The 23,746-nt window shown below is 61.2% G+C and carries 26 protein-coding genes; 9 read left to right on the top strand and 17 right to left on the bottom strand.

Annotation, left to right across the window (positions count from 1 at the left end):
• Positions 1-3: 3 nt before the first annotated feature.
• Positions 4-867 carry a hypothetical protein gene (locus CPA56_RS05585; protein ID WP_182041045.1) on the top strand — a complete coding sequence of 288 codons (864 nt, stop codon included), beginning with the start codon at positions 4-6 and terminating at the stop codon, positions 865-867.
• 18 nt (positions 868-885) lie between these two features.
• Here the strand turns inward: CPA56_RS05585 and fliP are convergent, their stop codons facing one another.
• The 12 genes from fliP to flgG all read right to left on the bottom strand — a co-directional run bounded on the left by fliP (position 886) and on the right by flgG (position 10,441).
• Entirely contained in the window at positions 886-1,665 is a 780-nt protein-coding gene (gene fliP, locus CPA56_RS05580; protein ID WP_182041209.1) for a flagellar type III secretion system pore protein FliP, read from the bottom strand.
• An 83-nt stretch (positions 1,666-1,748) separates the two neighbouring features.
• On the bottom strand, positions 1,749-2,123 hold the full coding sequence (locus CPA56_RS05575; protein WP_182041044.1) for a hypothetical protein: 375 nt from the start codon (positions 2,121-2,123) through the stop codon (positions 1,749-1,751).
• Positions 2,124-2,137: 14 nt separating this feature from the next.
• Entirely contained in the window at positions 2,138-2,524 is a 387-nt protein-coding gene (gene fliN, locus CPA56_RS05570; RefSeq protein ID WP_229707441.1) for a flagellar motor switch protein FliN, read from the bottom strand.
• A 2-nt stretch (positions 2,525-2,526) separates the two neighbouring features.
• A complete protein-coding gene (locus tag CPA56_RS05565) occupies positions 2,527-3,270 on the bottom strand; it encodes a FliH/SctL family protein (RefSeq protein WP_182041043.1) in 744 nt (247 codons plus the stop codon).
• Positions 3,271-3,287: 17 nt separating this feature from the next.
• Positions 3,288-4,373: a flagellar motor switch protein FliG gene (locus tag CPA56_RS05560; protein ID WP_182041042.1), complete on the bottom strand. Its 1,086-nt coding sequence runs from the start codon at positions 4,371-4,373 to the stop codon at positions 3,288-3,290.
• A 12-nt stretch (positions 4,374-4,385) separates the two neighbouring features.
• A complete protein-coding gene (gene fliF, locus CPA56_RS05555; RefSeq protein ID WP_268235088.1) occupies positions 4,386-5,990 on the bottom strand; it encodes a flagellar basal-body MS-ring/collar protein FliF in 1,605 nt (534 codons plus the stop codon).
• A 210-nt stretch (positions 5,991-6,200) separates the two neighbouring features.
• Positions 6,201-6,584 (bottom strand): hypothetical protein, encoded by a 384-nt coding sequence (locus tag CPA56_RS05550; RefSeq protein ID WP_229707439.1) that lies wholly within the window; start codon positions 6,582-6,584, stop codon positions 6,201-6,203.
• Positions 6,585-6,594: 10 nt separating this feature from the next.
• On the bottom strand, positions 6,595-7,206 hold the full coding sequence (locus CPA56_RS05545) for a MotE family protein (RefSeq protein WP_182041041.1): 612 nt from the start codon (positions 7,204-7,206) through the stop codon (positions 6,595-6,597).
• Complete coding sequence (locus tag CPA56_RS05540; protein WP_182041040.1) at positions 7,206-7,697, bottom strand: bactofilin family protein; 492 nt, start codon at positions 7,695-7,697, stop codon at positions 7,206-7,208. The genes CPA56_RS05545 and CPA56_RS05540 overlap by 1 nt, the downstream gene beginning before the upstream one ends.
• A 142-nt stretch (positions 7,698-7,839) precedes the next feature.
• Positions 7,840-8,586, bottom strand: a complete 747-nt coding sequence (flgH, locus tag CPA56_RS05535) for a flagellar basal body L-ring protein FlgH (protein WP_182041039.1) — start codon at positions 8,584-8,586, stop codon at positions 7,840-7,842.
• Entirely contained in the window at positions 8,583-9,638 is a 1,056-nt protein-coding gene (gene flgA / locus CPA56_RS05530; RefSeq protein WP_182041038.1) for a flagellar basal body P-ring formation chaperone FlgA, read from the bottom strand. The genes flgH and flgA overlap by 4 nt, the downstream gene beginning before the upstream one ends.
• A gap of 14 nt (positions 9,639-9,652) precedes the next feature.
• Positions 9,653-10,441: a flagellar basal-body rod protein FlgG gene (gene flgG / locus CPA56_RS05525; RefSeq protein WP_182041037.1), complete on the bottom strand. Its 789-nt coding sequence runs from the start codon at positions 10,439-10,441 to the stop codon at positions 9,653-9,655.
• A 294-nt stretch (positions 10,442-10,735) separates the two neighbouring features.
• Between flgG and flgF the strand changes: the two genes are divergently transcribed.
• From flgF to CPA56_RS05485, 8 genes are all read left to right on the top strand, one after another.
• Positions 10,736-11,491, top strand: coding sequence for a flagellar basal-body rod protein FlgF (flgF, locus tag CPA56_RS05520; protein ID WP_182041036.1), 756 nt, complete (start codon positions 10,736-10,738; stop codon positions 11,489-11,491).
• 149 nt (positions 11,492-11,640) lie between these two features.
• A complete protein-coding gene (gene flgK / locus CPA56_RS05515; RefSeq protein WP_182041035.1) occupies positions 11,641-13,188 on the top strand; it encodes a flagellar hook-associated protein FlgK in 1,548 nt (515 codons plus the stop codon).
• A gap of 94 nt (positions 13,189-13,282) precedes the next feature.
• A complete protein-coding gene (locus CPA56_RS05510) occupies positions 13,283-14,368 on the top strand; it encodes a flagellin (protein WP_182041034.1) in 1,086 nt (361 codons plus the stop codon).
• A 288-nt stretch (positions 14,369-14,656) separates the two neighbouring features.
• Positions 14,657-15,571 carry a thiamine pyrophosphate-dependent dehydrogenase E1 component subunit alpha gene (locus CPA56_RS05505; RefSeq protein WP_326831303.1) on the top strand — a complete coding sequence of 305 codons (915 nt, stop codon included), beginning with the start codon at positions 14,657-14,659 and terminating at the stop codon, positions 15,569-15,571.
• A 26-nt stretch (positions 15,572-15,597) separates the two neighbouring features.
• Positions 15,598-16,602 carry an alpha-ketoacid dehydrogenase subunit beta gene (locus CPA56_RS05500; RefSeq protein ID WP_182041032.1) on the top strand — a complete coding sequence of 335 codons (1,005 nt, stop codon included), beginning with the start codon at positions 15,598-15,600 and terminating at the stop codon, positions 16,600-16,602.
• Between the two features lie 7 nt (positions 16,603-16,609).
• Positions 16,610-17,065, top strand: coding sequence for a GlcG/HbpS family heme-binding protein (locus tag CPA56_RS05495; RefSeq protein ID WP_229707438.1), 456 nt, complete (start codon positions 16,610-16,612; stop codon positions 17,063-17,065).
• Positions 17,066-17,237: 172 nt separating this feature from the next.
• Positions 17,238-18,146: a glycosyltransferase gene (locus CPA56_RS05490; RefSeq protein WP_182041031.1), complete on the top strand. Its 909-nt coding sequence runs from the start codon at positions 17,238-17,240 to the stop codon at positions 18,144-18,146.
• Positions 18,147-18,200: 54 nt separating this feature from the next.
• A complete protein-coding gene (locus CPA56_RS05485) occupies positions 18,201-19,163 on the top strand; it encodes a glycosyltransferase family 8 protein (RefSeq protein WP_182041030.1) in 963 nt (320 codons plus the stop codon).
• Between the two features lie 93 nt (positions 19,164-19,256).
• Here CPA56_RS05485 and CPA56_RS05480 read toward each other — a convergent pair whose 3' ends face one another.
• The 5 genes from CPA56_RS05480 to CPA56_RS05460 form a co-directional block, all read right to left on the bottom strand.
• The gene (locus tag CPA56_RS05480; RefSeq protein WP_182041029.1) at positions 19,257-20,219 is read right to left on the bottom strand and encodes a flagellin; all 963 of its coding nucleotides are present in this window, start codon (positions 20,217-20,219) and stop codon (positions 19,257-19,259) included.
• Positions 20,220-20,343: 124 nt separating this feature from the next.
• Positions 20,344-20,916: a hypothetical protein gene (locus tag CPA56_RS05475; protein WP_182041028.1), complete on the bottom strand. Its 573-nt coding sequence runs from the start codon at positions 20,914-20,916 to the stop codon at positions 20,344-20,346.
• Complete coding sequence (gene fliM, locus CPA56_RS05470) at positions 20,900-22,123, bottom strand: flagellar motor switch protein FliM (RefSeq protein WP_182041027.1); 1,224 nt, start codon at positions 22,121-22,123, stop codon at positions 20,900-20,902. The genes CPA56_RS05475 and fliM overlap by 17 nt, the downstream gene beginning before the upstream one ends.
• Before the next feature lie 16 nt (positions 22,124-22,139).
• Positions 22,140-22,667 (bottom strand): flagellar basal body-associated FliL family protein, encoded by a 528-nt coding sequence (locus CPA56_RS05465; protein WP_182041026.1) that lies wholly within the window; start codon positions 22,665-22,667, stop codon positions 22,140-22,142.
• 17 nt (positions 22,668-22,684) lie between these two features.
• Positions 22,685-23,539: a response regulator transcription factor gene (locus CPA56_RS05460; RefSeq protein ID WP_182041025.1), complete on the bottom strand. Its 855-nt coding sequence runs from the start codon at positions 23,537-23,539 to the stop codon at positions 22,685-22,687.
• Positions 23,540-23,746 lie beyond the last annotated feature (207 nt).

Below are 23,746 nucleotides of genomic sequence, written 5' to 3'. Positions count from 1 at the left end.
CCCATGAGCAGCTTTTTCACCTACAAGACGCACTATCCGCTTTCCTACACGGCAGAGACCCCGAACAGGCCGACCATCAGCACGCTGCCTCCGACCCAGCCCGCCACGCCTCCCCAGGCCAGCACCGGTGAGGTGGCCCTGCCCGCCAACGCCCTGAGCATCCCAGACATCCTGGCATGGCATTCCATCCCGCAGGACCTGATCAACGCCATGTCCGGCAGCAGTCTGGCAGCCGGACTGGAGCGCATGATCGACTTCGCCCCGTTCCCCATCCGGCCCGGCGTGCCCATGGCCCTGGGAGGAGCCTCAGGCTCCGGCAAATCCCTCACACTGGCCAAGCTGGCCGCCCGCTATGCACGGCAGGCCCGCCAGTCCGGCGGACGCATCAGGCGGCCCCTGGTCCTGGCCTGTGACAGCACGCCCGGCAGCTACATCAAGCTCGCTTCCATCCTGCGTGGCTGTGACATCGACCTGATGAAAGCCTATGGCGGCATGAACCCGCACCTGATTGACGGCCATGACCGCATCATTCTGGTGGACCTGCCGGGTCTCTGCGTCTACTCCCCCACGGCCATGACCGAGATGAAGGAAGTCGTGGAACGCACGCAGGCCAGCCTGTCCCTCGTCATCCCTGCCGGGATGGACCCGGAGGAAAGCACGGACATTGCAGCGGCCTTCCATCAGTGCGGGGCAAAATCCATGATCGCCAGCCGCATGGAGCAGTCCGGCCGCATTGGCAGCGTCATCACCGCCGCAGCCTGCGGCCTTGCGCTGACCTATGGCAGCTATTCCGGCAGCATCAATGAAGGATTCACCCAGCTGACCCCGACCATTCTGGCCCGCAGGCTTCTGGTCCTGCCGGGATGACGAAGAAAAGGGGGCTGACTAGCCCCCTCCGAAACTCCGTACCAGTCCGCCGGACACCATCTGGAACCCGTCCACCAGCACGAAGAATATCAGCTTGAACGGAAGGGAGATGGTCGGGGGTGGCAGCATCATCATGCCCAGACTCATCAGGACGCTGGAGGTGACAAGGTCGATCACCAGAAACGGCAGGTAGAGCAGGAAGCCCATCTCGAACCCACGGCTCATCTCGCCAACCATGAAGGCCGGGACGATGACCCGCCACGGTATCGCCGAGGCAACTCCGCCAGCCGGAGCGGGCTGGGGCTTCAGCCCTGCCAGATGATAGAAGATGGCCACGTCATTCGGGCGGGCATTGTGGATCATGAAATCCCGGAACGGTTCCGCCGCAGCCTGAAGACCGGCCACCTCTTCCACCCGTCCGTCCATCAGCGGCTCGATGCCCTGCTGCCATGAGCGTTCCAGCGTCGGCTGCATGACGAACAGGGTGAGGATGAGGCCAAGGGCGATCAGCACCATGTTGGGTGGTGTCCCCTGTGCCCCTATGGCACTCCGCAGCAGGGACAGGGTGATGATGATGCGGGTGAAGGCCGTCATCATCACCAGCAGGCTGGGGGCCAGGGACAGGAAAGCCACGATCGCCGTAAGCTGGACAAGACGGCCTGTCGTCCCGGCCTCACCGATCCCGCCCCCTTTGCCCATGTCCAGCGTGATGGACTGTGCTGTGGCCGGATGGGCCAGACAGCACAGCACCAGAACAGCCACGGCCAGGCCACACAGCCCCGCCCCACCCAGAATCATGGCACGCCGCAGCTGCCGCCAGCAGGCGGTGACGCCCGCCATCCTTCCGCCAGCCAGGCCGTCATTCCTCACACGGTCCGCCATCATGTCTTCACCTGTCCCTGCTCTTTTCTCTGCACGGGCTGCTCCTGCACAGATGGACCGTCGGCCTCCAGCCAGCCGACACACAGATCGGACGGTCCACCCGTCAGGATGAGGGCCGTCGCCTGCCGCCCGTTCACACCCCTGACGGCCACCGAAAACAGGGTTCTCCTGCTCCCCAGCGGTATGGCCTCCTGCACCTTCAGCGCACGCTCCTGCATGGTCCCGTCCTTCAGCAGCGCAGGCATACGGTGCCTGAACCGCCGCAGGCACCACGGGGTAATGAAGATCAGCCCCACGATGAGCAGGAGGGCCAGCACGGGATTCATCTGCACCCCCATGATGGCCTGCATCATGGAATCAGAACCATGTCTCACGGCACCGTCCGGCATCATGTGCTGGCGGAAGAGGACATGATCTCCGTCATCGTCACGGCGATGTTGTCATCCTCAATGATGGTGATTTCGCCACGGGCGATGAGCCGCTCATTGGCATAGATGTCGATGGAGGCACCCAGCTTGCGGTTCAGGGGCACGACGGCACCACGGCCAAGGCGGACAAGGTCACGCACGGGCATTTTCACGTCCCCTACCACAGCCGTGATCTTGACCGGAACGTCCAGAATGGCTTCCCGCTCCCGTTCCTTCTCCTTCCTGCCATCTCCCTGAGGTTCAGTCCCGCCCGTTCCTTCCGAAGTGAAATCGGCCAGGTCCACTTTCGGCGTGCTCACCTCCGGCATGTCCTTGGCCTCTTCCGGGGCATTGGTCTCTTCGGCCATCTTCAGTCTCCTTCGTGCTGTGCTGTCTGTTCATCCGGGGAATGCCCGGCCTCGGGCTGGCCCGCCGGGGCTGGCGGGCATGTCAGGGCCTGCATGGCCTCGGCGACCCGCTGGCGGACCGTCTCCGCCCAGCCGTGCCGGTCCAGCGTGAGGCATGTCTCACCCACCGAGGCCACGAGGGTTCCGGCCTGCCGGTCCTCGTCCACATGCAGGGACACGTCCTTCAGGCCATCCAGAGCCTCCTTCAGGCCATCCGCATCATCTGCGGCGCAGCTGACACGGACCGGTCCCTCGCAACGCCGGACCAGTGCGGCAGCTTCCTCAACCAGATCGGCGGCCAGTTTCGTGCGGGACAGGTCACCGGACACCAGCTCCTCCACCGTCTGGCAGAGGCTCTGGACGAACATGTCGGCCATCCCTGTCACCAGCCCGTGACGGCGGGTCTCCTCTTCCTTCATGAAGGCGAGGACCTGCCTGACAGAGTCGGCCATCTGGCCGGAGAGCCGCCGCTCCGCCTCCTGACCTCCCGCCTCGTGCCCCTGCTGGTAAGCCTCGCTCTTCAGCCGTTCCAGCTCGTCAGGGTGGAGCGAGATGACGGGGTCCGGTTCGGGCATGTCCTCCCCGTCCTCCATCTCTTCCGTCTCGGCCACGACCGGATCATGACGGGAGAAATCCTCGAGGCTCTCGCTGAAGGCTCTGCTCCCGGCCAGAGAGGACGACATGGCCGGGTCCGCAGGATGCTGCACGTCATCCCCCCCCGGTCTCATTCGATGATCTCGTCATCAGACGAAGATGGCGAAATGTCGATCTCACCATCATTGGCCATGTTCTTGATGAGCGTGATCAGCTCCATCTGGGCCGCCTCGGCATCACGCAGACGCACGGCACCCAGCCCCCTGATCTCGTCCTCCATGAGACCCGCCGCACGCTTGGACACACACCCGAAAAAGAGCTGGCGGATGCTCTCGTTGGCTCCCTTGAGGGCCAGCGGAAGACGGCTCTTGGCCTCACCGTCACGGTTGATGGCCGCCATGACACGCATCATGTCATCCGGCGTCAGACGCTTGATGTCGTCGAAGGTGAACTTCAGCTTGTTCACCTTCTCCATGTCCTCCTCACTGCGGCGGCCGAGCTGTTCCGTCAGGCTGGCTTCCGTCTTGCGGTCAAAGTTGTTGTACACCTCCGCCACGAAGGCATAGCTGTCCCGCTTGGTGGAGCGGCCAAAGGCAGTGATGAGTTCCTTGCGGAGGGTCATCTCCAGGCTCTCCAGCACGTCCTTGCTGACCGGACTCATGTGCAGGATGCGCATGATGACATCCGTGGCAAATTCCTCCGGGAACAGCGACAGGACACGGGCCACATGCGCCGGTGAAATGTAGCTGAGAATGACGGCGACCGTCTGTGGCTGCTCGTTGCGCAGATAGTTGGCCAGAGCGGTCTCCGGCATGTTGCCCATCTTGGCCCAGACGCTTCGGCCTGAAGGTCCCCTGATGTCCTCCATGATCTTCTCGACCATCTCGGCGGGAAGGGCACGCTTCAGGTAATCTTCCGTCGTCTCGTAACTGCCGACGAAACCGTCCGAGCTGGCGAATTTCTGCGAGAACTCATTGCAGACCGCCTCCACCAGGGACGCCTTGACCAGCCCCAGCGAGGCCATGGCCTTCGAGATGTCCCGGACCTCATCCTCCTGGAGGGACCGGAAGATGCGGGCGGACTTTTCCTGCCCGATCGCCAGCATCAGGATGGCCGCCTTCCGGCTGCCTCCCATTCCTGCCGTCAGGCTGGGCGGGGTTGCGTCAGGCGGCAGGGCCTCATTTCCCGCCCCGCCAGAAATACCCTGTTCTGCCATGATTGCGTCTCCTCAGCTTTCTGTCTTGGGAGGCTCAGGCTCTGCCAGCCAGTTGCGGACAACGGCGACCGCATCGTCAGGATTTTCCTCGACACGCTGCATGACACGGGCCAGAGCCTCGCGGCGCATCTCGCCTTCAACACCGTCCACGCTGATCCGGTCACTCCGGCCACCCTCACCGGCGGCAGCCTCACCGGCTGCCCCGGCACCACCCAAGCCAGCCCCTTCGGCCCCGGCGGCGGTCTCATCCTCCGCTCCCTTGCGGGCACGCCGCAGGATCGGTCCCAGCAGCATGGCGGCCGCCCCCAGAACGAGAAGTATGGGCACGATCCACTCGGCCAGATAGATGATCATGTCACGGGTGAAGAACGGCGTGTCCTCATGCGGCAGGTCGGCACCGCCATCCACACGGAAAGGCATGGACACCACGTTGACCTCATCCCCCCGACTCCTGTCATAGCCGATGGCCGTCTGGACGAGCTGGGTCAGACGTCTGACCTCCGCCTCATCCAGAGGTTTCCACGAAGGCTTGCCATTCTTGTCCGCCGTGACGGTGCCATCCACCATGACGGCCAGGCTGATGCGGGACACCCGGGGGCGTGTCTGGTTGATGACACGGGTCCGCTTGCCGATCTCGTAATTGTTCGTCTCGTCCGTCCGCTCCTCGCTGGAGCCGGTGCGGTTGTTCCCGGCATTGGCGTTCGGCAGGTTGTTGCCCACGCTGGTGTTCTGGTTGGCCTCGGTATTGGCACTCTTGTCGGAACTCGTGCTCTGGGACCGCAGGACCTGCTGGTTGGGGTCGTAGGATTCATCCGTTTCATGGATGATGTCCGTGTTCATCGTCACGGCGGCCCGGGCACGTACATGCCCCATGCCAAGCGTGGGTGTCAGGATGTCTTCCACGGCCTGGGCCAGACGCTGCTCCTCGGAGTGACGCTGCTTTTCCAGCGACGATTCTTCTCCGGCAAGGCTGTCAGGATCACCCGGACGGGCCAGAACGTCGCCCCGTGTATCCACGATGGAAATGCCATGCGTCCGCAGCCCCGGCACGGCCGCCGACACCAGATTCTGGATGGCCGCAATGGCGTCCTCGGACACGGCACCGGACCGGCCGACATCCAGTATCACGCTGGCCTGGGACGGGTTCGTCTCCGTGGAGAACAGGTCACGGTGGGGCAGGACAAGATGCACCCGCACGTTGCGCACGCCATGAATCAGACGGATGGACCGCTCCAGCTCCCCTTCCAGCGCACGGGTCTCATCAATCCCCTGCTCGAACTGGGTGCTGGTGAGCGTGCCGCTCCTGTCGAACAGCTCATACCCCACGGCTCCCCCACCGGGCAGGCCGGCCTTGGCCAGAAGGAGGCGTGCCTGCGCCACGTCATTGGCCGGAACATACAGGCTGCGCCCGTCCGGCCCGGTCGTCGTGGGAATGTGCGCCTTTGTCAGGTCATCGACCATCTCGGCCGCTTCATTGAGTTCCAGGTCGCCATAGAGCAGGGACATGGGGGCCGACCGGTTGTGAAAGGCGATCACACCCAATGAAAGAAACAGGAGCGCACCGACAAGCCCCAGGGCAATGAGCCTCATGCGGCCCAGACTCTTCAGCCCTTCCATAATCTTCGGCAAACGGAGCTTATCGAACTGCATATGAAGGGTATCTACCTGCTGCTTTCACCCCGGAGACGGCCCGTGCCACTTCCGGATGTTCACCATGATCTGCCCTGCTGGAAAGAGGACGACGGACTGCCTCAACTAACCTTGAGTAAGATGGCATGTAAAGTCATTCATAAGGATAATCATGAACACTCTCCTTATGTTAAGACTTCACCGTGCATAATAGGAACCGGAGGGCGGAACCCTGCCTTCCGGCATCATGAGACGGTTGGCATTCTGCTGGGTGGTCAGGCCCCGTGGCCCTTCATAGACTTCATGCGCCATGTTGGGCGTCAGCTCCGGTCGTGCCCAGCAGTCCACGCCGTTCCAGCTCTGCGTGCAGTAAGGCTGGGGCGGTGGCGTACGTTCCGGCGGGTTGCACCAGTCCTCGCCTTCCTCCAGATACCCTGCCTGACACTCCCTCCCGGTCAGCCTGCTGACCATGTAATCGGGGGCACAGGCTGACAGCCCCGCACACAGGGGCAGCATGACCAGCATGTGCCTCCACATCCCCCTGCCGGAATGATACCGCCTCATCGTTCGTTTCTCTCTCATGACCGGTCTCTCACTGCCGGGATGGCAGAAGAGGCCCATGCTGGGACATGGTCTCATAATGCACCTGTTGCAGCGTGCCGGAATCGGACGTCCCCTCCTGCCCGGACGACAGAATCACGCCCGTCCCGTTCAGCAGGACCGGAACGGAGAGAACGGCATGATGAAAATGCCGTACTCCCACGAGATACTGGGACACCATGTTCACCCGGTCCGGCGTCATGTGCGCCATGATGCCGGAGAGCTTGCGGATGTTCATGGAGGTCGCAATGGCGATCAGCACATGCGGGTCCATCACGTCGAACACCGCAGCCGCCTCACGGGGGCGCATGGCCTCGTAGATGCCCACCAGCCGGGCGGCGGCATCCTGCGGAACCAGCTTGTGGTTGTCCACATGGTCGGACAGCATGGCCCGGGACTGGTCCAGCAGATGAAAGCGCATCTCCAGTGCCTTACGGGCCGAGCCAAGAATGCGCTGCTGCTCCTGCACCTGCTCCTCGGCGGGACTCACACCAACTTCCGTTGCGGAAGCGGCATGAACCATGACCGGGAGCGCACCGAGCAGGGCCATGACCATGATGATCGGCCACCGTCCCGTACGCCAACGAAAGCATGACCCGAACATCAGCCCCCCAGCGGAATGTCGGCATCCTGGTTCGCCTCGCTGATGTCCGGCGTCTGGGTCGGCCAGTGCGGATCAGGCTCGTCATCACCAGCCGGGATGCTGGCCCGGGGCGTCTCCCCGGCGGCACCGGCACCACTCCTGCGGGACACGGAAATGCGCACGTCACCCTCAAAGGACGCATCTTCATGGATGGCACACCCTGTCGGGTTGCCCATCTCGATCACGCAGTCCGAGATGCGGGCACCGGCACCGGCAGAAAGCCGGGGCGTGGTGAAGGTCACACTGGACACGTGACCGTCAATGATGACGGATTCAGCCTCGACCCGGCCATCCTTCATCACGCCCGTGTCGGTGATGCAGAGCTGTCCCCCCTGGAGTTCGACATGCTCCACCTCACCGGCAATACGCAGGGTCCCGTCCAGGGTACCGCAGAGATTTTCCACGACGAGGCCATTGGGGATGAAACCGTCCTGCTGTTTTGAATCAGACATTCGCTATTCCTTCATCTGTGCGCCACGATCATGGCCATGATTCGGATGATGAAACAAGGCCAATTTAAGACATAATATCAGGAACTATCCCGTTGAACGCACTGTTAACCTTCTTAAACCTTCATGTCATTCCATAAAGGGATCAGAATGGAAGAACACTGTCGAGCACCTTCTGGCCATAACGGGGCTGCTGGTACTGCGAGAGCTGACCACGCCCGCCATAGGAGATCCGAGCCTCGGCGATGCGGTCATGCGTCACCACGTTGTCTTCCGAGATGTCCTGCGGCCGCACGACACCACTGACCATGATCTGCCGCAGCTCACCATTCACCCGCACTTCCTGCCGGGCCACGACCACGAAATTGCCATTGGGCAGCACCTGCGTGATCACGCCCGCCAGGGTCAGCGTGACCGTGTCAATGCGCCGGATCGTCCCGGCCCCATTGTTGGAACTGGAACTGTTCGTCTGGAGCGCATCGGCACTGGTCAGATGCGACAAGGCATTGCCCTTGAAGCCGAACAGGCTGGGGATGCCAAACACCTCAGCCCCGCTGCCGGACGCCGTCGTGTTGTTGGTCACGTTGGCCGTATCGGCCACCTGTATCTTCACCGTCAGGAGATCACCGGCCTGTGCCGCCCGCTGGTCCTTGAAGAAGGCCCGGCTCCCGGGCCGCCAGAGGCTTCCCGCCTCGGTCGGAGGGGCCTGAAGAGGCGGGCTGGGCATGGTCACGGGCCGATAATCCGGTGCCTGTGTGGGGTCGGCCGTCCGTGTCATGCGGGGAAGATGCCCCAGCTCGCTCATCATGCCTGCTCCCATGCAGCCGGTCAGCCCGGTCAGGAATGTCACGAGGGCCATCATCGAAAGACCTTTGCGGCATGACTGGATCATGGGCGACTCCCGTCCAGCAGCAGGCTGCTCACGCCCAGACGCTTCACCTCCTCTGAATCAGTCGGAATGGCCGTGGAGGACGCATCCACCCGCACCTCGCCTGATCCCGTCACCTTGCCGATCAGGACCATCCGGCTTCCCAGATTGAGGGCATGGACAAACTGGCCGCTGCCACCATCTTCCAACGCACGGCCCGTGGCGGTGAGCCTGATGCCCGTGCTGCTGTAGCTGAGCAGGACCGGGTCTCCCCGGTGAACGAGGATCGCCCGCCGCAGGTCCGTCCCCTGCACAGGTTCCCCCGCCCCGACCGTACGGACAAGGGCCATACCGATCATGCGCTCCGACTCTGGCAGGGAGCGGGCCAGAGGCGGCACGGTGCCTGAAAAGGCCGGGTCGATATGCATGTCATCCGGCTGTATGATGTGACCGGACGGCAGGGCATGGTCATACACCATCACCGGCTGCACCGGCCTGATGCTTCCCCGCAGCGTGAAACTGTCCGCTCCGGTTTCTCCCGCCGGGTGGGCAGGCTGCACGGTCGCCGTGAACAGGCCGGTCTTGTGATCCCAATTCAGGTTCTGGAGGCTGACAGGATCAGCCTCGCTCTCTCCGGCCACGACGGGCGTAAACCCCGTGATGTCCACCACGACACTGCCACCGCCGCCATCCTGCATGATCGCCCTGCGGACAAGGGCCGCATAATCATCCCGCCCCAGCACGTGCCCCGCACGGGTCAGGGACAGGCTGGTGGATGAAGACTGGTCATCCCAGTCCACGCCATACTGGTCGGCCAGTGCGATGAGCTGGCTTCCACCGATGGTGATGGTCTTGCCCGGGGCCGGGGCCGGCCCCAGCAGGCGATCCTGCCCCCGTTCCAGCCCGTCGAACACGTCGGACAGGTAGACGGAAGGCCCATGCACCACGCCGGAGGGCCGCAGGGTTGCCGCCATGACATGCCCGGCCAGCAGGCCGCCCGCCAGCACCATCCCCAGCCGGGACCAGGCCAGAAGACGGTTCCGCCCGCCCCGCTGACATCTGCCGAGAGATACCATGCCGTCCCCCAGCCTCAGCGCAGGTTCGTCAGAGTCTGGAGCATCTCGTCGGATGCGGTGATGCTCTTGCTGTTCATCTCGTAAGCACGCTGTGCCGTGATGAGGTCAGTAATCTCCGTCACCGCATTGACGGCCGATTCCTCCACGAATCCCTGACGGATGGTACCAAACCCCGTCGTTTCCGGATTCCCGATGACCGGATCGCCGGATGACGTCGTCTCGGTGAACAGGTTCTGCCCCATTGCGGCCAGACCGTTCTCGTTCTGGAAGGTCGTGAGCTGGATCTGCCCGGCGACCTGGGAGTTCGCCTGCCCGGAGAGGGTGTACTGTACCTGTCCCGTCTGGTCGATCGTGATGTTCTCGGCATTGTTCGGGATGGCAATGTTCGGTGTCAACGGGTAGCCGTCCGCCGTGACGATCGTGCCATCCTGGGACAGGGAGAATGTCCCGTCCCGGGTATAGGCATATTCACCATTGGGCAGCAGGATACGGAAATATCCCCGGCCCTCCACGGCCAGGTCCAGCGCATTGCCCGTCTGGGACAGGGTCCCCTGCTCGTTGATGCGGTAGATGGCTGCCGTGCGGACACCAAGCCCCACCTGCGCCCCGGCAGGCACACGATAGCCCGTGTCGGAACTCATCGTCCCGACCCGGCGGAGGTCCTGATAGATCAGGTCCTGAAACTCGGCACGACGCCGCTTGTAACCGGTCGTCGTCATGTTGGCGATGTTGTGGGATATGGTTTCCACATTGGTGGACTGAGCCTGCATACCCGTGGACGCAACATCAAGTGATCTCAGCATAACATGGACATCCTCAAGACTCTGCCATCACCTGCGCCTTCCGGAACGCAGGGCCACCCTGATGATGGCAGGCACAAAAACGCATTGATTGTGCCTTTCCATAGACCGACACAAAAACCATTATCAAGGTCAATTATGACATATTTCCACAAATAGCCTTACAAAATAAAAGGACTGTTAGCGAATTTCATGTCATGAACGCTCAGTTTCAGCAAAAATCCTTTCAATAATCATGGATAAATGACATCATGTGATGATCTTTCAACATGACATAGCCTTTAGGAAACAGCCTTCATGGATGTGACCGGTTATCTTGCCCTCTCGCGCATTGATGCACTGACACGAGGGCTTGAGGTTACGGCCAACAATCTGGCCAACAGCAGCACGGACGGCTTCAAGGAGCAGCGTGTCCTCTTCTCCGACTATCTCTCCCGCCAGCATGGGGACAACCTGATCAATGGCGAGAACGTCCTGAAATACAACCAGGACCGGTCCACCTATGTGGACACGCTGCAGGGTGAACTGCGCCAGACAGGCAACCCGCTGGACCTTGCCATCAATGGTCCGGGCTATTTCATGGTCCGCACGCAGCAGGGCATCCGGCTGACCCGCAATGGCCAGTTCCACCGCAGCGGGGACGGTGGCATCGTCGATTCTTCCGGGAATCCCCTGCTGGATGACCAGCGTCAGCCCATCACCCTGAACCCGGATGACCAGATACTGCCTCTCGGCATCGGATCGGACGGCATCATCTCGACGGAAAAAGGGGACATCACCCGTCTGGGCCTCTCGACAGTCGACAACCCCAACACGCTCCATGCGGAAGGGAACCACCTCTTCCGCCCGGCCAACGAGACTGACCTCAGGGCCGTTCCGGCACAGGAGATCCGGCAGGGGATGCTGGAATCCAGCAACGTCAATGCCGTGGAGGAGACGACGGCCATGATCAGGACACAGCGGGAATATGACCTCAACTTCCAGCTGCTGCAGACCGAATTCACCCGCCGCCTGAATGCCATCGACAAGATCGCGACGGAAGTCACGACCTAGTTTTTGACATGGATCAAGAATAATGGCCAAATATGGGCATTCAGTTCAACTGCGGTTAATTTTCACGCCGTAGACTGCTCCCGGATGAGGTGACCTCATCCTGACATTTCTGGCCTTCAGGCCAGTCCCTCATTCCGGGAGTAGAGATTATGGACCTTGGCCTGTCCCTCAATATCGCCACATCCGGCCTCAAGGCCATTGAGAACGAACTTTCGACGGCTTCCAACAACGTCACGAACGCCTCAACGCCAGGATATGTCTCGGAAACCGCCAACACGTCCTCCACCGTGGTGTCCGGGCTGGGCGTGGGGACGACATCAGCCCCCAACCAGCTGAACATATCCAGACCGTTGCAGGACGCCCTTTACCAGCAGAACGCCCGTGTCGCCGGCCTCACGGCGACCAGCAACTCGCTGGCTGCCGTCTCGTCCGTGCAGGGCACGACGACAGGCTCCGACGGTGCCAACACCATCGGCACACTGACCAACAATCTCCAGAATGTCAGCACGGCCTTCATCAGCCTTGCAAACACGCCACAGAACAGTGCCTCCCAGCAGGGAGTGATTTCTGCCGCCCAGACGCTGGTCAGCAACATCCACACATTGTCCTCGGTCTATCAGGCCCAGCGGCAGGGAGCGCAGGATGCCATCACCAGCACGGTCTCCGGCATCAACACCGACCTGACGACCATCGGGCAGCTCTCCCAGCAGATCATGCTCGCCCGCACCTCCCACGCCGACACGGCAGACCTCGCCAACAAGCGGCTTGAAGCCATGCAGAGTCTTTCCAGCAAACTTGGTGTCACCTTCACCGAGAAACCCAACGGAGACATGACCGTCAGCACGCAGGACGGCACACGCCTGCCCACACGGCCGGACCAGCTCAACCTCCCCGACGGCCAGTTCCAGGCCCCCAGCTCCACATGGCCTCTTTCCACCAAGGCAGCCTCCCTCACCCCCAGCATGTACCACGCCACGGATGGCAGCGACAAAGGTGTCCCGGGCATCATGCTGGCGGGAAAGGACATCACCTCCCATCTGACGGACGGCACGCTGGGAGCCAACCTGACCCTGCGGGACAGGACCTACCCGCAGATGCAGGCCCAGCTTGATTCCTTCAGCTACACACTCATCAACCGCTTCAATGCGGCGGGTGTCCCCCTCTTCAACAACGGGACCTCCCAGCCCCTGTCATCCGCCCCCAACAGGACGACACCAGACGGCATGGTGGGTCTCTCCTCGCAGCTGGCCGTGTCGGACAGCTACCAGCAGTCTCCCTCCCTGCTGACCGCCTCGGGGCCCGACAACAGCCATGTCAACTTCACGCTCAATGCGGTGCTGAAACAGGCCATGAGCAGCAGCCAGGACTACACATCCGGCGGGCTGGCCGCGCCCACCTCATCCCTCGGGCCGGATGGCACGCAGAGCACGGGTTATGAAGGAACGCTCGGCCTCATCGATCTGGCCACGTCCCTGACAACCAGCCAGGCCGGTGTCATCAGCCAGGCGAGCAGCAGCCTCTCCACGGCCACGTCCATCCAGACATCCCTCTCCACGAAGGTGTCCAGCGTGTCCGGCGTGGACGTGAACAGCCAGATGGCGGCCATCGTGACGCTGAAGAACTCGTACTCGGCAAATGCCAAGGTCGTCTCCATGGTGCAGTCCATGTTCAGCACGCTGCTGGATGCCGTGCACTAAAAATCCTGATCCATGACGGCCCGTCCCCGACCGGCCGGGCCGTCTCTGCCCCTCACCCTTCCACCACCACAGACCATGACAGGAGCGCAGCCCCATGAGCATGACCGTTGGCCAGTACGGCACCGCCGGAACGAGCCTGATCCTCAACGAAGGCATCAGACAGATACAGGCCGAACAGAGTTCGGTGGCCTGGCAGACCTCCCAGGGGACCGTCTCCTCCAGCATCTCGGAGCTGGGCAGCAGTCAGCAGACGACCCTGTCCCTCAGCCCGAAACTGGCGGAACTGGGAGCCTACCAGAGCAACATCTCCTCCATACAGAACCGCCTTTCCCTCAGCTCCACGGCCCTCAAGCAGATCACCGATCTGGCCCAGTCACTCAACACCCAGCTGCTGGGGATGATGTCCTCCGAAGGCAGTCTCAGCTCCACCTCCAGTGCGGCGGCTGACAGTGCCCGGCTTGGCCTGAACAATCTGGGCACGATCCTCAACACGGCGGATGGCAACGGGTACATCTTCGGCGGCCACGCCACCTTCACGCCTCCTGTCGCCACCCCCTCCACCCTGGGGGACAGCCAGCTGGCCCAGACCATTTCCGGCCTCGTCTCCGGGCTGAATGACAGCAACAGCGACACGATCTTCTCGAAGGCCACATCCGCCAGTGCGGACAACAGCACCAGCATGAGCGTCTTCTCCTCCACCCTTTCCCTGCCGGCGGACCAGGCCGTGTACCAGCGTGCCTCGGACATCATCGGTCCCGACCGTGAGACGCTGAATGTCGGTGTCGTCGCCACGGAGGGCGGCCAGTCCTCCAGCACCTCCACCGGCTCGCCGATACGGGACCTGATGCGGGACATGATGATCATGACCTCCATGAAGGGCATGTCCACGACGACGCCGGGTTTCAGCAACCTTGTCCGCACGTTGCACAACTCCCTGACCGATACGACAAACCAGCTCATCGACATGAACACCACCATCGGGGTCACGCAGAACACCCTGACCCGTCGGCAGGGCATCTATTCCAGTGTCCAGCTCTCCATAAAGGAGCAGCTTTCCAACAATCTGGACGTCAACCTTGCGGAGGTGGCCACACGCTCCTCGGATCTCAGCCTCCAGCTGAAGGCCTCCTTCTCGCTCATTGCCGACATGAAGAACATGTCCCTGGCGGACTATCTCTGACCCCACCCACCAGAGCCTCATCAGCCTGACAGCGGGCCGTCTTCCACCAGGAAGGCGGCCCGTTTTTTTCATGCCTAGGCAGATGGCCGGATCATCAATTTATGGAAAATAAGGCAAGCTTTGCACAGGATATTTCTACCGCCCCTCCATGAGGAAACCCTAGAAAAGGCCGTAACGCCAGACCCCACGAGGCGTTGAACCGTCATCAAGGTCACTATGGAGACAGTCATGAATCATACTGGAAAAACAGACATATCCCATGACACCCTTCTGTCCGCCTACAGGCGCATGAAAACGATCCGTGCGTTCGAGAACCGTCTGCATGAGGACTTCAAGGCTGGCATCGTCCCGGGCTTCACCCATCTCTATGCGGGACAGGAAGCGGTGGCCGTCGGCATCTGCAGCCATCTGACCGATCAGGACCAGATCGCCAGCACCCATCGTGGTCACGGCCACTGCATCGCCAAGGGTGTCGATGTCATGGCCATGATGAAGGAAATTCACGGCCGGCAGGGCGGCATCTGCAAGGGCAAGGGCGGCTCCATGCACATTGCCGACCTGAGCAAGGGCATGCTGGGGGCCAATGGCATCCTTGGGGCCGGGGCTCCACTGGCCTGTGGTGCCGCCCTCGCCGACAAATTGGAGGGCAAGGGCCATGTTGCCGTCGTCTTCGGTGGTGATGGCGGCGTGAATGAGGGAGCCGTGCTGGAGAGCATGAATCTGGCCAGCGTCTGGAAGCTGCCCCTGATGTTCGTCGTGGAGAACAACGGTTATGCCCAGTCCACACCACAGCACAGGACAACCTCCGTCAGCAGCTATGAGGACCGGGCCAGAGGCTTCGGCATGCCTGCCGTCACGGTGGACGGGCTGGATTTCTTCGCCGTCTACCGTGCGGCCGGGGAGCTGATCGCCAGAATGCGGGCCGGAGGCGGACCTGTCCTTCTGGAATGCCGGACCGTCCGTTTCTACGGCCATTTTGAGGGAGACACCCAGCGTTACCGCCCTGCCGGAGACGTGAAGAACGCCTGGGAAGAACGGGACTGCCTGCGCCGCTTCGCCCGGACATCAGGCCTCAGCCCGGCGGAACTGGAAGCAGTGGACCGGGACGTGGAGCAGCTGGTCGATGCTTCCGTGCAGGAAGCACTCAAGGCCCCGCACCCTGCCCTGAATGAACTCCATGACGGCGTGTACGTCTCCTACTGAACCCATCATCTGAAGGAAAATCTGTCATGACCAGACATATCTCGCTGAAATCAGCCATCACCGAAGCTCTGGATCAGGAAATGGCCAGAGACCCGAAACTGCTCATCTTCGGGCAGGACACCGCCGGTGGTGTCGATGCTGGGGGAGAAACGGATACATGGGGTGGCGTGCTTGGTGTCACCAGGGGGCTCTATACCCGTCATGGTGACCGGGTGATTGATGCGCCCCCCACCGAGATGGCCTATGTCGGGGCTGCCGTCGGAGCCGCCCTCTCCGGCTTCCCCGTCGTGGCGGAAGTCCCGTTCATCGACTTCATGGGCGTCTGTTTCGACCAGCTGCTGAGCCAGGCCGCCAAAATGCGCTACATGTTCGGCGGCACGGCCGAAATCCCGCTTGTCGTCCGCACGATGGTCGGGGCGGGCATCAATGGTGCGGCGCAGCACTCCCAGATGCTGACGGCCATGTTCACCCACATTCCGGGCCTGAAGGTCGTCTGCCCCAGCACGCCGCATGATGCCAAGGGGCTGATGATCGAGGCCATCCGGGACCGGGGCCCCGTAATCTTCTGTGAACCGAAATATCTCTACGAGACGACCGGCCCCGTTGCCGAGGCTCCTTACGCCATCCCCTTCGGGCAGGCCCATCTCGCCAGGGAAGGGCGTGACGTCTCCATCGTCACCTACGGGCCGATGGTCCCCCGAGCACTGGAGGCCGCCACCCGGCTGGCAGAAACGGGAATCGAGACCGAGGTCATCGACCTGCGGACCCTCTCCCCGCTGGACATCGCCACGGTCCTGAAGTCCGTACAGAAAACAGGCCGGCTTGTGGCGGCTGATGAAGCACATCCCCGCTGCAACATGGCCACCGACATCGTGGCGCGGGTCACCGGGCAGTGCTTCACCAGCCTGAAGTCCGCCCCGCAGATGGTCAGTGCCCCGCACACGCCCGTACCCTTCTCACCCGTGCTGGAAAAGGCCTACATCCCCGGTGCGGAGCAGATCATGGCCGCCGTGACCAGAACCATGTCATGACGCAGACATGCCAGCTGATGAAAATGACACCATGACCATCCAGAAACATGACGATACCGTAACTGTCAGCCATGAGGCCGCCATGGGCCTCGTGCAGGCGGTCCTGAAAGAAAGTGCCCGGCAGCAGCTTCCCGTCTCCGTCGCCATCACGGATGCGGGCGGGCATCTCCAGGCTTTCGGCCGGAGTGACGGCGCAGCCTTCCTGACCGTCGACATCGCCATCGACAAGGCATGGACGGCCTCCTCCTTCGGCCAGCCGACCCATGTCTGGAACCAGATCGTGCAGGACCCGGGCATGGCTCCCCTTGCCAGCAGACCACGCCTTCTGACCGTCGGAGGCGGCTGCCCGCTCTTCGTGAACGGCAGACTGGCCGGTGGCATCGGCGTCTCCGGCGGCACCCATGAACAGGACAGGGTACTTGCCGAACAGGCCCTGAACAGTCTGGGATTTGAGATCGCCTGAAGAGGCCACCTCCAGTCCCGCAGAACGACAGCACGGGCCATTCTTCCTGCGGAGGAATGGCCCGTTCCTGATGACCTGCCGCTCCCCCGCAAGGAAAAGGTAATAAGTTACTTAATAGAAAACGGCCCGTTTGCTATAGGAAGGGAACATTTCCCCCGAGACGGAACATATCATGCCGCAGATGACCATTGCCTTGGGCCTGAATGAAGAGAACCTGCTCCCGACCCTGATCACGATCCGGTCCGTCATGGAGCACACGGCATATAAGGAGGACATCAGCTTCACGATATTTTCGGACGGGGTGAACAGACATGCGACCAACCTCGTCAAGGACATTCTGACACGGCACGGCCATGCCCATTCCTTCGTGAACCTGCACGACCTCCTGGCCGGGTTCGCCTATGGAGACATCATCCGCAGCAGCCTGCTCTATCCTCTGCTCATCCCGCAATATTTCACGTCAAAAGATTTCGTGCTCAGTCTTGGCACCCATTCCTTCGTCCGAGGGGATGTCCTGACCCTGCTGGACGGTTTTCCCGAAGACAGAAAAATCGGTGCCGTCCGCTGCATGATGCATGGTCACAGACAGTACGGCCAGTTCTACGGGCTTGACCATGAAGCCACACATGTCCTCGGGCTGGACAACCCCCGCGACTATTTCAGCCGCAACCTGCTTCTCTTCAACAGGGAGGCCATCTCTCCCGTGGAAGGACAGGCCTGCATCCAGCTGCTTGACGAAGGCTGGCGTGCCCAGGATGAAGCCATCCTGAACCACCTCTTCCACCGATCATGCCATCTCTTCCCGCAGAAATGGAATGTCCAGATGGACCTGCTGCAGGAACCGGATGACGCCTTTCACGACCCCGTGGCCCAGGAGCTGGCCAGAGGCAGGAACGCCATGAAGCTCTGCCAGTTCTCCAGTCCCATGAACCCCGAAGAGGCTGGAACAGCCCTTGAGCGGATGGATGGGCCCGTTCAGGAGTACAGGAAAACGGCTGCCGCCGTCATGCAGGATGTCAGACATCAGGCACCCCACGCCATGTTCGGCTCCATGTGGAACACGCTGCTCTCCATGAAATGACGACCACCCTTCCCCTTCCTGTCCCCTGCACGACCACGCCTCCAAGAGTACGCCATGTCCATCGTTCCGATCGTCATATCCATAAACAACAGCTACGTCATTCCGGCCATCACCACCATGCGGTCCGTTCTGGACTCGGTTTCCTACAGGGACCGCATCAAGTTCGTCATTTTTCACAAGGAACTTGAACAGCAGGCCATGGACCTCATGACGGCCATGGTCTCCCGCTCTGGCGGGGAAGTCTCCTTTCTCAACATGAAGCACGCCTTTTCAGGTGTTCTTGATGACGACGTGAAGCAGATCGAGATGTATTATTCGCTGCTCATCCCGCAATATATGAAGAATTATGAGTTCGTCTTTTCTCTTGATGCCGACATGCTCGTGTCAGGGGACATTCTCTCCCTCATCCCACAGATGCCTGCCAACAAGAAGATAGGGGCCGTCCGCTGCGCCTTCCGCAACACCCTGCTGCCCCCCGACGTGAGGTCTCCACTGCAAGATGAGACCATCAAGGTGGGTATCCAGGATACCAGGAACTACTTCAATGCCGGGCTGATGCTGTTCAACATGAAGGAGATCGACTACGAGGACAGCGTCAACTGCATCCGGTTCATCCTGCGTGACTGGCCGGGACATGGCGAAAGCATCCTCAACCATGTCTTCCACGATTCAACGTATTTCTTCTCTTTCAGATGGAATTTCCCGATGACCTTCATCCCCGACAAGGTCATGAATTTCCACCCGGACATCCAGCATGACATCGTCGCAGGCCGCAGGGACCCGAAGGTCCAGCACTTCCTGTTCATTTCCAAGCCCTGGCATGAAAATCATCAGGGCCTGCTCGATATCAACAAGGGGTCTCCCGGCAGCCGTCTCACGGACTATCTGGAGGAGTACAGGAAGGCCATATTTGCCGTCATGAAGGAAGCCGCCCAGCTCATGCCCCGCCTCATCTGCGGTCCGGCATGGGACGACATGGAAAAGCTCGTGACCTCCCGGGAGCCGTCCTCTCACTGAGACCTCACGAAAAAACGCCACCGTGTTTCCACGATGGCGTTTTCCATGACCTTACCTGAAAAGCCCGACCCCGGAGGGCCGGACCATCCCCCATTACTGGAACAGGGACAGGATGTTCTGGGACTGACCGTTGGCAATGGAGAGAGACTTGATGCCAAGGGACTGCTTGGTCTGCAGGGAGGTCAGCTTGGCAGACTCGGCGGACATGTCGGCATCCGTCAGGGCACCAGATGCTGCCGTCAGGGAGTCGGAAGACTTCTGACCATAGGCACTCATGGAGTCGATGGTCTTCTGGTTGGAACCCAGGTCAGACGTGACGTTCGTCATGGCCACGATGGCCTTCTGGACCGTCTGGATCATGCCAGAAACAGCTGCCTTCGGATCGGTGGAATTGGACGCCAGGGAAGCACCCGTGGCACTGGCCGTCAGGAAGACGTTGGCGGTCGGGTCAGAACCGGCCGTGCCGTTGGCTGTCAGGCCCAGAACATCGGTCAGGGTAGCACCCTTGGCACCGGTCGTGGCGGAGACGAGGCTGCCGTAACCGGTCAGTGTCTGTGTGTCACCCTGAAGACCGCTGACGAAGGTCAGCTGGTTGGCACTGATGCCAAGACCGTCAGCCGTTCCGCCTGTCGTGCCGCCGGCCAGCAGGTTGATTCCCTTCACCGTGGCGTTGCGGGCGATGGTGTCGATGGTCTTCATGTACCCTGTCAGCTCCTTGTCGAGCTGGCCGAGGGATGTCGTGTTGCCCAGGTTGTTGCCGACGCTGGTCACGGCGTTCTGAACATCCTGAAGGACCTTGATGATGCTGTTGGCAGCAGAGTTGGTGGAGCTGACGATCTGGGAAGCGTAGCTCAGGCCGTCATTGACGGCACTCTGGCCAGCAATGTCACCACCGATCTGGGAAGAAATACCAAAGGCAGCCGGGTTGTCGGAAGCATTGGCAACCTTCTTGCCAGTAGAAACGGCGTTTTCCGTGCTGGCCAGATCACTCTGTGTCGTGTTCAGCGTTTCCAGGGCAACCATGGAGGACTGGTTGGTATTGATGGAAAGACTCATGGTCTTTTCTCCTTGCGCATCTTTATTGAAAACCAACGACGTTTCGTTGACAGATGCATAGAACCACAGAAACTTTACATGTTTCTTACAAGGATGACCTTAAAATAGACCATGATGACATGGCCTATTCCTGTCCACCTCCGGCACGCTGCCGCAGGTAAGGCCGGGGGCTGAGCAGACGCCCCGGTACCGGCATGGCGATCTCATCCGAGAAATGCGGTCCGGCCCCGGTCTCCTGTACGGCACTCTCCTCCACTCTGGCTTTTGCCTGCTCGAAAGCCTCCTTCTGCCTCACGATCTCCTCTTCCAGCTGCCGCATCAGCTCCCTGGCCGACTCCATCGTGCTGCCCAGCCCGGCTTCCTGCCGCTCCGACCGCTCCAGGAGACCGGCAAGGGAATCGGCCGTCTCTCTGGTCATCTTCTGCTGGTCCGTCAGGTCTTCCTCGGCATTGCGGGCACGCTCCAGAAGGACGGACAGCCGCCTGTCCCCCTGGGTGACCTCATGACGGACACGCTCGAACATGTGGTTCATCTGTTCCGTCGAGGCATCCAGCGTGGCCACCATCTCATTGAGGGCCTTGTAGGATTCCCGGATGACGTTCAGCCTCCTGACGATCAGGCGGGAGCTGATGATCCCGGCGATCAGGACGACCATCAGGATGATCTCGATGATGAGCTGACTATTTTTCAGAAGCATGATGTCCCCCCTGCTCCGCTGCATGATGATCCACCGAGGCGGAACCGAGAGAGGCCAGAAGTTCCGGCGTCAGATCATCCTCCAGCGGAATGAGCCTCTGATCGATCCGGACGGCCTGCATCCGGTTCAGCCGCCCCAGAGTGCCTTCAAAAATCGGTGTCCCGTCACATTCCATCCTCACGTGATGTGGTGTCTCCCCCTTGCTGGGAAGATGGAGAACGCTCCCTTTCTTCAGGGCCAGAATCTGTGACAGCGGAAATGATGCCGTCTCGAACACGGTCGAGACGGTGACGCTCGTTTCCATGATCTCGGAAATGAGGTGATTCTCCCAGATGGAATCGTTGCCGAAATTCTCACCCATGAACTGCTGGGACAGCTTCTCCCGCACGGGTTCCAACGTGGCATAGGGGATGACGATGTCCATGTCCCCGCTGCGGTCCCCCATGTCGATGTGAAAACGGGCCGCAATGGCCGCATTGGAAGGCCGTGCGATCACCGCAAGGCTGGAGCTGATTTCCAGCCGCTCGAACGAGAGGTCCACCTTGCCTACAGGGGCAAACGCCTCGGACAGGTCCGCCAGCGTGATGACGATCAGTTTCTCTATGAGGGCCCTTTCCAGGGCCGTGTGGGGGCGATTCTCGATGATCTTGGGGCCGGCTCCCCGCTCCCCTCCCATCAGTATGTCCACTATGGAATAGGACAGGGACGAATCCACGACCACCAGCCCGTAATTCTGCCACGGCTCCGCCCGGAAGACGGAAAACAGAGAGGAAGACGGCACCTCCCCCATATAGTCCCCGAAGCGCAGGGACCGCATGTTCTCCATGGTGATGTCGACATTGTCATTCGTGAAGCCACGCAATGTCGAGGACAGGAAACGCACCAGCCGGTCGAACACGTTCTCCAGCATGGGCATACGCTCATAGGCCACGAAACCGGCCTTGATGATGCGTTCCATCCCGCTTTCCTCCCGCATTGCGGAGCCGGAAAACGCATTGCCCAGCATGGCATCGATGGCGGACTGGTCCAGCGCATGGCCGTCCTCTTCACCATCACTGCCCTCATGCACGTCGGCCCCGGCAGAGGGTGTCTCCTCCTCTGCCGGGGCGTCCTGTGCGGCTGTATCCGGGCCGGGCGTCTCCTGTGCGTCCGGCCCTTCTGTCAGGCCAGACCGACCGGCCTGTGCCTGCTCATCTTCATCCGCCATTGGGTCCAAGTCCACCTTACTGGGTTAGAAGTTCCGTGATGTAAATGTTGGTGACGTTCAGCGGGGCAAAAGCCACCCGCAGGCGTCTCAGCAGGGCCTCGCGCAGCCGGTAGAAACCGCTGCCATGCAGGTCCTGCGGGCGGCTCTCATGCAGGTATGTCTGGAAGATGTCCTGCACTTCCGGAATCCGCCCCTGCAGGGTGGCCAGGGTGTCCGCCCCTTCCACCTCGACGCTGGCCGTCATCTTGACGTACACCGTCCGTCCGGCCCCGTTGTCCAGATTGGCCGTGGCCGACGGAACGGAGAGAAGGAGACGGTGCGAGGCCGCCTCCCTGTTCTCTGCCACCGCTGCCTTGGCCGCCGGTTTTCCACCGCCACCGAACGGCAGGAGATGGGCCTGCCAGGCCCCCACGCCCCCGCCGATCAGAAGCAGGGGAAGGACCACGAGCAGGAGCAGTTTCTTCCTGGAGAAACCTTTCCTGCCCTCGCCCTGGGCTGCCGTTCCGTCTCCCCCAGCGTCCGGAGTGGTCGCCTCATCACTCATACGGTTCCGCTCCGTTCTCAGGCCTGGGGTTCGGGCTGTCTGGCAGCCTTTTCTACGGCATCACGCCCTTCGGCCTTTTCCGCCATGGCTGCCGTCACGCCAAAACCGGCCGAGACCGGCATGCTGGCCTCACGCATCGCCGGCTGGACGGGGGCGCATTCATCCTCCGCCCGTGCGCCCAGCGGCAGGAAGGCCTCCTCATTCAGGCGGTATCCCATACCCCAGCTCGTGATGAACGGTTTCTGGATGCCACGGACACGCAGCTTCTGCCGGATGCGGCAGACCATGACGTCGATGGTCTTGCTGATGGGCTTCTCCCGTCCCGCATACAGGGTGGAGAGGATGGCGGCCTTGTTCAGCAGGCTGCCACGACGGCGCACCATGAGGGACATGATGTCATACTCACCCTGTGTCAGCGGCAGAAGCTCCTCATCCACCAGCACCTCACGGGTGTCCTCCTTCACCGTCAGCCGCCCGACCGTGATGATCTGGCTGGTCACGCCATGATCCATGACACGCCGGACAATGGCCTTCAGCCGGGCCAGCAGCTCCACCGGTCCCACCGTGATGGGCACGCAGTCATCTGCACCGGCAGCGAGGGCCTCGGCAACATTCTGTGATGTCAGGTTCCGGGCGATGACCAGAATCGGCAGGCTGAAGCGGTTGTTGCGGATCGTCCGGATCAGCAGGGGGTCCGGGCTGGTCTGCTGGATGACCGCCACATCCGACTGGTCGTTACGCAGGGCACTGAGCACACCTTCCCGCCCGGAGATGCGCAGAAAGATGCCGCCTTCCGAGACAGCTTCGGACAGGGTGGAACAGGGACGCCCGTCCATATTCTTCGGGCTGTCACCGACACAAATCAACCGCATGGCAGTTTTCCTTTTTGTCACCGTTTCATATCCCCCCTGTTATCAAGACTTAACGCTAACACGACATTAAAATAGCCTTCCATATTTTAAATGCAATCAAAATATTCTTTTAAATAAGGACTGTTTCAGGCGAAAATCTTACCTCCATAAGGCCATTTTATGGCCTTTCTGCCAGAAAAAACCGCCATTTTTCCCTTGACGTCTCCC

The organism is Bombella mellum, from assembly GCF_014048465.1.
Classification (GTDB): domain Bacteria; phylum Pseudomonadota; class Alphaproteobacteria; order Acetobacterales; family Acetobacteraceae; genus Bombella; species Bombella mellum.
This window is presented reverse-complemented; position numbering and strand designations above follow the sequence as displayed.